General features: G+C 63.1%; 10 protein-coding genes. 4 read left to right on the top strand and 6 right to left on the bottom strand.

Annotated elements, in window-relative coordinates:
- Positions 1–227: 227 nt before the first annotated feature.
- The 4 genes from AC1D34_RS28480 to AC1D34_RS28465 form a co-directional block, all read right to left on the bottom strand.
- Positions 228–887 carry a methyltransferase family protein gene (locus AC1D34_RS28480; protein WP_476826020.1) on the bottom strand — a complete coding sequence of 220 codons (660 nt, stop codon included), beginning with the start codon at positions 885–887 and terminating at the stop codon, positions 228–230.
- 109 nt (positions 888–996) lie between these two features.
- Entirely contained in the window at positions 997–1659 is a 663-nt protein-coding gene (gene trhA / locus AC1D34_RS28475; RefSeq protein ID WP_476826019.1) for a PAQR family membrane homeostasis protein TrhA, read from the bottom strand.
- Between the two features lie 201 nt (positions 1660–1860).
- Positions 1861–2073, bottom strand: a complete 213-nt coding sequence (locus AC1D34_RS28470) for a hypothetical protein (protein ID WP_441493619.1) — start codon at positions 2071–2073, stop codon at positions 1861–1863.
- A 536-nt stretch (positions 2074–2609) separates the two neighbouring features.
- On the bottom strand, positions 2610–3854 hold the full coding sequence (locus tag AC1D34_RS28465; RefSeq protein WP_476826018.1) for a hypothetical protein: 1245 nt from the start codon (positions 3852–3854) through the stop codon (positions 2610–2612).
- Between the two features lie 353 nt (positions 3855–4207).
- Between AC1D34_RS28465 and AC1D34_RS28460 the strand changes: the two genes are divergently transcribed.
- Both AC1D34_RS28460 and AC1D34_RS28455 read left to right on the top strand, forming a co-directional pair.
- Positions 4208–4846, top strand: coding sequence for a hypothetical protein (locus AC1D34_RS28460; protein ID WP_476826017.1), 639 nt, complete (start codon positions 4208–4210; stop codon positions 4844–4846).
- Positions 4847–4948: 102 nt separating this feature from the next.
- On the top strand, positions 4949–5503 hold the full coding sequence (locus AC1D34_RS28455) for a GNAT family N-acetyltransferase (protein WP_476826016.1): 555 nt from the start codon (positions 4949–4951) through the stop codon (positions 5501–5503).
- 344 nt (positions 5504–5847) lie between these two features.
- Here AC1D34_RS28455 and AC1D34_RS28450 read toward each other — a convergent pair whose 3' ends face one another.
- Positions 5848–6849 carry a zinc-dependent alcohol dehydrogenase family protein gene (locus tag AC1D34_RS28450; protein ID WP_476826015.1) on the bottom strand — a complete coding sequence of 334 codons (1002 nt, stop codon included), beginning with the start codon at positions 6847–6849 and terminating at the stop codon, positions 5848–5850.
- A gap of 87 nt (positions 6850–6936) precedes the next feature.
- Here AC1D34_RS28450 and AC1D34_RS28445 point away from each other — a divergent pair, with 87 nt between their 5' ends.
- Both AC1D34_RS28445 and AC1D34_RS28440 read left to right on the top strand, forming a co-directional pair.
- A complete protein-coding gene (locus AC1D34_RS28445; RefSeq protein ID WP_476826014.1) occupies positions 6937–7314 on the top strand; it encodes a winged helix-turn-helix transcriptional regulator in 378 nt (125 codons plus the stop codon).
- 149 nt (positions 7315–7463) lie between these two features.
- The gene (locus AC1D34_RS28440; RefSeq protein ID WP_476826013.1) at positions 7464–7859 is read left to right on the top strand and encodes a GFA family protein; all 396 of its coding nucleotides are present in this window, start codon (positions 7464–7466) and stop codon (positions 7857–7859) included.
- Between the two features lie 178 nt (positions 7860–8037).
- On the opposite strand, the gene AC1D34_RS28435 is transcribed toward AC1D34_RS28440, so the two are convergent.
- The gene (locus tag AC1D34_RS28435; RefSeq protein ID WP_476826021.1) at positions 8038–9024 is read right to left on the bottom strand and encodes a 3'-5' exonuclease; all 987 of its coding nucleotides are present in this window, start codon (positions 9022–9024) and stop codon (positions 8038–8040) included.
- Positions 9025–9445: the final 421 nt, after the last annotated feature.

The following is a 9445-nucleotide window of genomic DNA, read 5'->3' as shown; positions in this document are numbered from 1 at the left end:
CCTGTTGGCCGATCCTGCGGTTAAAAAGCGGCCGGGAATGCGGTCATCTAGCAAGTAGCGGACCGTTCCCGCTGTTCCCGATCATCGCAATCCAAATACCGGACGATGTGCATGGCTAGGCCGCTCATCACCATCGGTTTTAGGTTCCCTGCCTGCGCCCGGGGCTGGGAAGAGGACGTGGCTCATCGCGGTTCCGACATTGCCGAGCTGCCGGGTGAGGAGCWCGCTCACCAAATGCCCGGAGCGAGCCGCCATCGGACCCGCGCGGCGTAATCCGAATAGCCTGCAAGCTCGGCCTGGAGAATGCGATCCTCCGTGATGGCGCGATAGAGCAGGAATGGCAGGCTGACGATCACAATGAGCGCAGCCGCGAGCCACGATCCGAGTGCGGGTCCGCTTGCCACCATGATCAGAATCCCGGCGCTGTAGCCGGGATGGCGGACGAAGGCGTAGGGTCCCGTGGTGACGACGTGGTGACCACGGTCGGTCTGGATGCGAATGACCGAGGAGAAAAACCGGTTCACGCGCATGGCCCAAAGTGCCAGGGCGTAGCCGGCGGCGACCGTGAACAGGCACATGCCTTGCAGCCAGCCGGGCACGCTGTCGCTCCAATGGAAACGACCACGGTCGAGCCCGGCAACGATCCAATGCAGGAACAGGATGAGCGAGAACGCCTTCAACGCGGCCGGYGGCTTGTTGCCGCCCGGCCGCATGCGTTCGCCCAGCAGGTCCGGATCGAGCGCTGCGAAGGAAATGATCATCACGACGGCGAGGATCGCCAGATACGTCCAAAAACCGGGGATGGCGAGCGTGCCGGCGCTTGCGAACAACGCGGTCGCCGCAGCCACCACGAACAAGCCGGCCTGCAGGTAAGCCGAGATGGGCATCGGCTACTCCATCATTTCAGAGGAGCGGCAATGAAAGGTCCGCCACCAACCTGGCGCCAGCTGCCCCCCTCACCTCCCTTCGTCTCCCCTGGCGGACCTTGCCGGATCATCAGGCCGCTGGAGCCCAACCGTAGGTCGCAAGCACAGCCCCGTAGAAACAGCCGGACGCCGCGAGGACGAAGACGTGCCAGATGGCGTTCTGAAACGGAAGGCTCCGCCAGACGTGGAACAGGACGCCCACCGTGTAGAGAACGCCGCCCGCCAGCATGAGCCACAAGGTGACCGCCGGAAACTGCGCAACGCGCTCCCAGACGATCACGCCGCTCCAGCCGAGGCAGAGGTAGAGAACGATCGAAACGCGATCGAACCGGCCCGGCAGCGCAAGTTTGAGCAGGACGCCGGCAAGTGTCGCGACCCATACGGCAACCAATAGGGATTGCGCCACAACGGCTTGGCCGAGCTTCATCAGAAAGGGGGTGTAGGTACCGGCAATCAAGACGTAGATGGCTGAATGATCAAGGCGTCGCAGCAGCCATTTCATGGGCGACACCGGCCACATGTTGTAGAGGGCGGAAACACTGAGAACGGCAAGCAACGCGACGCTGTAGATCCCGACAGGAACCAGATCGGACAGCGAAGCCGTCGCGAGCACTCTCGCGATCAGAATGGCGACCGCACCCATGCCCAAGGCGATGCCAAGCACATGGACAGCTCCGTCAGCCCAAAGCTCGGCGCGGGTGTAATCGAAGCGACCATGCGTTGGTTGGCGCATGTCAGATTCCTTCATGCCTTGTCAGGAAATCGGGACAAATCGGCCTGCTCCATTTCCTATCGCCGGGACAAGCGCCTGACATTCAAGCGCACTTTCGATCGATACGCACGCAGGATTCCGATGGGAGGCGCCCTGCTGCGAGACTCGAAGTGCCGGCCGCGTGTCCAAGGCGCGAGCCGCTTGGGAAGGCCTGCGGCTCGCTCAGCCCGTCCCGGCGTCAACGTCCTTGCGCGGCTTGGTCGAGGGGAGCGCGCCGGCCCCTGGCGTTGCGTCATGGTTTGTCGAGCCCTGCGTCACATGGGGGCCTGCCGCCGGCATGGTCTTGTCGGGCTTCCCGACGGGCTTCTTGTCCGTGCCTTCAATCCTTGCACGGGCGCGGTCGAATTCGCTGTCTGGCTTCTTGGCGGGGGTCATCGAACAGTCCTCTTTGATCGCAGACGGATTTCGGCCGGCAGAGACGCGGTGAATCGCGGGCCACCGCTCCCGGGGAAGCGGAGGTAAACGCCGTGCATGCGGCGTTATTCCCTGTGCGATCGTTCGATGTGTTGTCGCGCCGGCAGATCGATCGACGCGGCCCTGTCTGGGCCTCGTTCGAGGCGATGCCAGGCCGGGTTCATCGGGTGTTCCGAGCCGCATCTGGTCTTAACCCGGCAGCGGCCCCGGATGTTCCGGGATGCTGCAATCGCAACGCAGCAAGCTGACGCAAGCCTGGGAAGCACGGGAAAGCTCGCTGCGCATCGAGCCGGCCCAAGCCCCCTCCTCCCGCCGGACTTTAGGCTCCAGGTTGCGAAGCTCGTGACGTTTGGCGAGCAGCCGCTTCGTCTCTCGGCGCTGCGCGAACGGACATGACAGCCCGGAGATGGAGACGCAGGCGCGCTGCGATGCGCCTATCCTTCTGTATTCTGGACGGTGCCCGCCTCAGGACGAGGCGGGCCTTGCGCAGCCGCTCGCTATTTGACGCGCTCGACAGTCCAGCCCGCCTGGCTGATCTCGGCTTGCGCCATCTGCGTGAGCGTGCCGTTGGTCGCCAGCACCGGAGCCTTTCCGTCGCCAGGGTTCACAGACGAGACCTTGCCGAACAGGCCCGCGACAGTCTCGGTCCAGGCGATCTCGTCGAGCGGGAACAGGGCCAGCAGACGGCCGTCCCTCAAGCGGTTCAGCGGGAAGCCGCCAACCCCGACGAACGGGCCGATGCCGAGAGCCTTGGCGTTGGACGCGAGCAGCAGGGCGCGGCTGCGCTGGAAATAGGCCTCTTCACGCGTCGTTGCCTCAGCCGCCTTCGCCACGAAGAGTGCGGTTCCGCCGACCTTGAGCGAGGCCAGGGCCTTTGTGATCAGCAGCAGGTCGGTCGGCGTATAGGATCGGTTCTGGACGAAGCGCTCCGCCAGTGCGCGCGAGACCTTCATGCGCGTCAGCATGCCGATCACCTGTTCCACGATCTGGGTCGAGGTGCGTTCGGCCAGAGTTGCCCGAACGCTATCGACGGTCGTCGTGGAACTGATGGCGACACCGGCGCCCCCCGGGATCGCCAGCATCATGCCCCTGACGGAAAGCCCGCCCATCGCGCTGGCTGCGGCAATGTCGTTCAGCTTGGCGGCCAGCGGCGGGAAATCGGTATAAGGATCGACGCCCAACTGGACGGCCAGCGCCCGTCGCGCTGCATCGACGCCCAGAAGGCTGCCGGCAATGCTGTCGCGGTTGGCGCCGGTGTTGGCGATGCCGGTTCCAATCCGGCTGAACATGTTGGCGACACCTGAAGCGGATTTCTTCAGCGTCTCCGCTGGCGAGGTGATGAGGTCGGCGCCGAAGCGCAGGGGAGCAGCGGCTTGCCGCTCGAGCGACTTCACGAAAACATCCGATGCGGACATTTCGTTCAGCTTGCGAAGGGCCGACAATTCGCGGATCCGCTCACGCATCAATCCTTCGCCGGCTATGTCAAAAGTGCCGAATGCGGTCTTGAGCACAAAGAGCCGCAGCAGGCCGTCGCTGTGCACCTCGGGGTCGACGCGATAATTCGGACCGGAGGCCTGCGCGCCAAGCACTGAAGCAGCGCTGACCGTTGGCGGGGTTTCGAAGGCAGCGGCGAGGCCTGATCCGAAGACGGTCAGAACAAGCCCGAGGAGAGCGCCAAACGGCCTGGCGCCGCGCCGCAAAGCGCGCCCCTGGGCCAATCCGAAACCAATAGCCAGACGCATGAAAAGGCCCCCCGGAGCGATTGCTCGACGGCGACATTACGCACGTCCTGCCCATGCCCGTCGAGACCGTGGGCACCAACGCCACAGGTGTCGAGGATGGGCCTCGAAGCGGTGGTCCGCGGGCTGAAGGCCCAGCTTGCCGGGAGATTGCAGTCGCCGGGCCAGACCTGGCGCAAGTTCTGGCCAATGCTGGCGACGGCGAAGACGAATAGCGGCGGGGCAGCGGACATACCAAGGAGACGTTTGATCCGTCTGCTCGGCCTCTTTACGACGCCGCATCAAGGAAAGGCAGATTTACCTCAGCGCGCAATCCGCTACGATCACAAGCTAGGAAAGTCGCCGGGATACTGGTCTTGCTCTTGCGCTCTGCCGTCGTTTTTCTGCTCTTGTTCCCGCAACCAATCCGGGCGGACGATGAAGCCGAGCAACGGTTGGGAAGGGCAATAGATCGGGCGAAGCAAGAAGCGGCAACTCTGATCAAGAATGTCCTCCGCGACCATGTCCTGGATCAGCAGCCCTGTATCTTTGCGAAACAATGGTCCAGTCGCGCTGTCTATGTGACCTTGGCCCAACAGTATCTTGGCTTGAGCTTTTATGCAGACGTCAGCGCGCCTCACACCGGCACCGCGCCTTCTGACATTATCGACCCCGCCGGGCTGACACGGGGCCATTTCTGCTCCGAAGCCGAAGCCAATGAAATGTGGAGCCAACGACTGGCTAACCTTAGAAGAAGAGCGCCTCCAGCCGACACTGAACAGAGCTATCAGCAGCCTGCGATCAGCATAAGGCGCGTTGATATCTCAATGCCTGTCTTCGATGCCCGCTACAGCACTGCCATTGTCGTCGTTTCGTCGATGGAGCGATCTGCCAGAGTGCAAATTGATAAAGTCAAGCAGTCAATCCCAACGGGATTCGGACAATCATTCGTCTATCGCAAGGATAGCGGAGAGTGGACCCTGATCCACTCCACGCTAGATTATACCATTAACTGAGTCGGCTTTACCTGTTTCGATCAGTGGGGAGCGGACCTCGCAATTGACGTAGGCCGCCCAACTTGGCCTTTTCTGGCTGATCGTTTCGTGAGGCTCGCTCCTATGGCCAAGCGCCCCATACCTCATCCTACGCTCTCAACCGCTCGCCTGCGCTTGCGCCAGTTTCGCGCCGATGATGCGGACGAGATGCACACGTGCTTCGCCGATCCCGAGACAATGCGCTTCTGGAACCAGCCCGTTTATACAAAGCGCGTCGAAACCGAGCGCTCGGTGCGCAATTTCATCGATTGCACGCCATCCTACTATCGATTTTGGGCGGTGGCCGACGGAGCAAATGATCGATGCCTGGGGCTGGTCAATTACCACGATGGTCACATTCGGAGCAGGCGCGCCAGCATTGGCTATATGATTAACCCCACTCGGCATCGGCAGGGTCTGGCCGCAGAGGCAGTTACGGCCATGCTTGACTTCTGTTTAGCCGAACTTGGCCTGCACCGCATTCAAGCCTTTATCCATCCGGACAACAGCGCCTCGATCGGGCTGGTCGAGAAACTGGGCTTCAGCCGCGAAGGGGTGCTGCGAGATAATCTGCGTGTGGGTGATGTTTGGCGGAACGATCTGCTCTACGCGCTCCTTTCTACCGAGTGGCGCAATTGATGACGTGCGTAAGCGATGACGTGCGTATGGTGATGCCGAAGATCGGTTGATTGTTCCGGCCTGCTCCATGCCCGAATCGAGGTCCGCAATGGGGCGCCAGCCGCCGCTGTCCACCCCGTCTGCGCGTGCCCGGTTCCGGGCCCGGCGCCAACATCCGCTCCTGCCGCGAGGCCTCGAGGCGGTGGTCAGCGGGCTGAAGGCCCGGCTTGCCGGGAGATTGCAGTCRCCGGGCCAGACCTGGCGCAAAATCTGGCCAATGCTGGCGACGGCGAAGACGAATAGCGGCGGGGTTGGCGTATCCGCCTCTGCTGTTTCAGGAGCGGATCGTAGCTCTGCCTGAAAGTTCAGGCTGAAATGGTGATGGCGACCTTTCCGCGATGCTGCCCGCTGCGCAGCCGGTCGAACGCGTCCTGCGCCGCCTCGAAGGCAAGAATCTCGTCGATGAGCGGCTTGACCCCAGTCGCCATCGCGGCTTTCAGATCGGCGACAGAACCAACGTAAACTCCGCGGAGATCGATAGCCTTCATCAGGATTGCGCCGGTGTTGATCTCGCCCGCGACGCCGGTGAGAACGCCAACGAGCGCAATTTCGCCCCCGGGCCGAGCTGCCAACAGCGCCTGGTTCAAGGTCCCGGAGCCGCCAACCTCGACCACGAAGTCGACGCCCTCTCCGCCCGCCATGCCTGCGGCAACCTCCCCCCAATTCGCTGTGGTGCGGTAGTTGATCGTTGCTTCCGCGCCCAGCTTGCGGGCCCAGGCCAACTTCTCGTCGGAACTGGAGGTGACGATCACACGTGCCCCAGCGGCTCGGGCGAACTGCAGCGCGAAGGTCGACACGCCGCCGGTGCCTTGGATCAGAACGCTATCACCGGGGCGCAAGCCGCGRCCGCCGAACAGGCAGTTCCAGGCCGTAACGCCCGCGCAAGGGTATGCCGCAGCCTCTTCGAAGCTCCAGGCATCAGGGAATGGGACCGCAGCGGCAGCCGGCAGGACGATCTGCTCGGCGAGCACGCCATCAACGAATCCGCCGCCGAGTGAGGACGCCTGCTTGCGGGCCGAGAACGAGCCGTCCAGCCAGCCAGGCATGAAGCCGAGCACGACGCGCTCGCCAATCCGATCGCGAGACACGCCATCGCCAACTTGGGTCACGATGCCGGCGCCGTCGGAAAGCGGGACGAGATCGTGCTTCTGGTCCCCAGGATAGCGTCCTTCCCTGACGATCAGATCCCGATAGTTGAGCGTGGCCGCCTTGAGATCGACGAGCACCTCTCCTGGGCCCGCCGTCGGTGCGACGTCCTCGTGCAGCGTCAGCGGGGCGTTCGTTCCGTTCATTCGATAAGCGCGCAATGCCGTCTCCTTGGTCTGTGTTGGCGCGCTAGACCTAGGCAGGTAAGGACATATTCGTAAGTACGATCAAAAGGCACATGTACTATCATGAATGATACTGTCAGACAGGCCCGCCGCAAGGCGACCCGGACGGGCTGCGCAGTCGAGGCGACCCTCAGCGTCATGGGTGGAATCTGGAAGCCCGTGCTGGTGTTCCACCTTCTCCAGGGACGATTGCGCTTCAATGCGCTGTGCCGCCTGACGCCGAACGCGACGCCCCGGATGGTGACGATCCAACTCCGCGAGCTCGAGGCCGACAGCGTCGTATGCCGCACCGTCTACCCCGAGGTGCCGCCGCGCGTTGAATACGAACTGAGCGAGTTTGGCCGCACGCTGGAACCCGTTCTGATCAGCTTGCGAAACTGGGGCGAAGCTTTGCAGGCCAGGGACCAAACCGAAGCGGCACGGAGCTGCCCTCCGCGGTGAGGGCGCATTCGGTCGAGGCGGTATCGAGCCATCGTTGAGCGGGCGCTGACATCGCGAATGTCGGAGTTGGCCCATAGCGGACGCTCTTGCGAACGTCGCAACCCCGATGCCATGCTTCCCGACTAGACGCCTGCGGGAGTGAATCGAGGATGCACAGCGGCTCATGCCTTTGTGGTGCGGTCACCTTAACAGTGGCTGACAGTCTGCCAAATCCTAACTTCTGCCATTGTCGTATGTGCCGCAAGCACTCGGGCCACCACTTCGCGTCCACTGATGTGCCTAGGACTGCCTTGACGATTGTCGGCGAGGAGAAGCTGACGTGGTTTCAATCGTCGGAGAACGTCCGACGCGGCTTCTGCTCGGCATGCGGATCGTCTCTCTTCTGGGATCGGTCGGATCGGGGTTGGATCGCCGTGGCAATGGGTGCTTTCGACGGACCGACCGAGACCACTGCAAATCTGCATATCTACGTCGCCGACAAGGGGGACTACTACGAGATCGCAGACGGCCTGCCGCAATACGACACTGTTCCACCGCGCGACTGAGGTGTTGAGAGCGAACGTCCGGTCGCCGGCCGACGCTGCCCAACCGTCTGCGAATGCCCGCTTCCAGGCAAGGCGCCGACATCCGCTCCTGGCGCGAGGCCGTCTGGAGGCGGCCCAGCGCCCTTGCGGGCCGAGATTTGTGGCAAGCCGATCGTGCCGATCGGCTCGAACTCGTCCGTCACGCACGAAATCGATCATGCGCCGTCAGCCGCAGGGTCAGCGGCTCGGCGTCTTCCCAGCCATAGATGTCGGTGCGGAGATAACGGAGTTCCTCGTCATGGAGCTCTTCGTCGATTTCGATCCACCAGGCTCTCGGCCGTCCGTCGCTCCCATCCGACCATCGATAGCCTCTCCCCTTGAGGTGATCCTTCATGTCGAAGGGGGCATTTTCCGCGTAGATGCGGATTCTGCTGCGCGCGCTCGATCGCAACAGCTCGGCGAACGGTCGCGTTCCACTGGCTCCCACCGGCCTCGCCAGGACCTCCAGGAGGGCATTGCAGTCATCCGTTGCGCGGTGGCCCTCGTGGAACAGCCCGGACTGTCCGACGAGATATCCCAGCTTGTTGCCTTCAAAGCCTAAGTCGGCCCAGCTAATTTCCCTGACGGAGCAGGCCCAGGCTTTTGAGGCGAAGATTGGCGACAACCGCTCGCAGAACGGGCGATCGAACCCGGCATTATGGGCGATGACGAGATCGGCAGGTTCGATGAAGGCATCGAGCGTCGCGATATCGATGGCGTGACCGGCGACCATCTCGTCGGTGATGCCGGTCAGCCGCGTAATTTCCGCGGGGATGGGCACCGATGGCTGGCGTAAGCCGCCGTAGATGCCAACGACATCCCCGATCGCTCCCTCGTCGTCATAGGTGAAACCAACGGCGCCAATTTCGATGATCTCGTCCCGCGCGTGCTGCAGGCCCGTCGTCTCCGTATCGACCAGCACCGCGAGGTTCGGGAAGGCGCTCTGCGCGCGCGGGACGATGGGGCGAGGCACGAGCTTTCGCAGCACCTTGAACCGGCCGGTCTGTTCCAGCCTTCGGGCAGCCTCTTCATCATCGCCGCCGGGCGACAGCGGCACGGTCTCGAGCCTGCGCCTTCTCGGTGCCGGTCGTGGCGTCTGCCGGTAGCCCGGTGCGTCATCGAACAGATCAAATTGTGAGGATGCCATCTTCATGCCGCGACTCTAGCCGTCTTCTTCGCCGCCGACTGCCCACCAGTCGTTCACCAGGATATAAAACCTGGTGACAGCGAGCCATCGGGCCTCGCAAGACCCGGTCCAATGTCCACCGCATTCGCTGATCGAACTGCGGCGTCGCTCCGTGCGCATCTGGTCGCAGCCAATCAACCTCTGGCACCAACGTGGCGCCCGGCCGCTCCCTATCTCCTCCCGCCATGACGAGAGTGAGGCGAAGGCGTCGATCGCACGCCCGCTGCATTGCCCCGACCTGAGAAGCAAAGGGACGCTCAGCGTACATCGAGCCTGCACAAGCCCCCTGCTCTGCCCAGAACTTCAGGCTGCCCGCGCCCCTGAACGGACGGCTATCTCACGCGCCGCGGCCGTCCCGGCCGCTTCGTCCCCTCGCCTGGCA

The organism is Allobosea sp. P1_A7 (assembly GCF_056406775.1).
The sequence above is the reverse complement of the archived record's forward strand: the minus strand, read 5'-3'. Positions and strand labels throughout refer to the sequence as shown.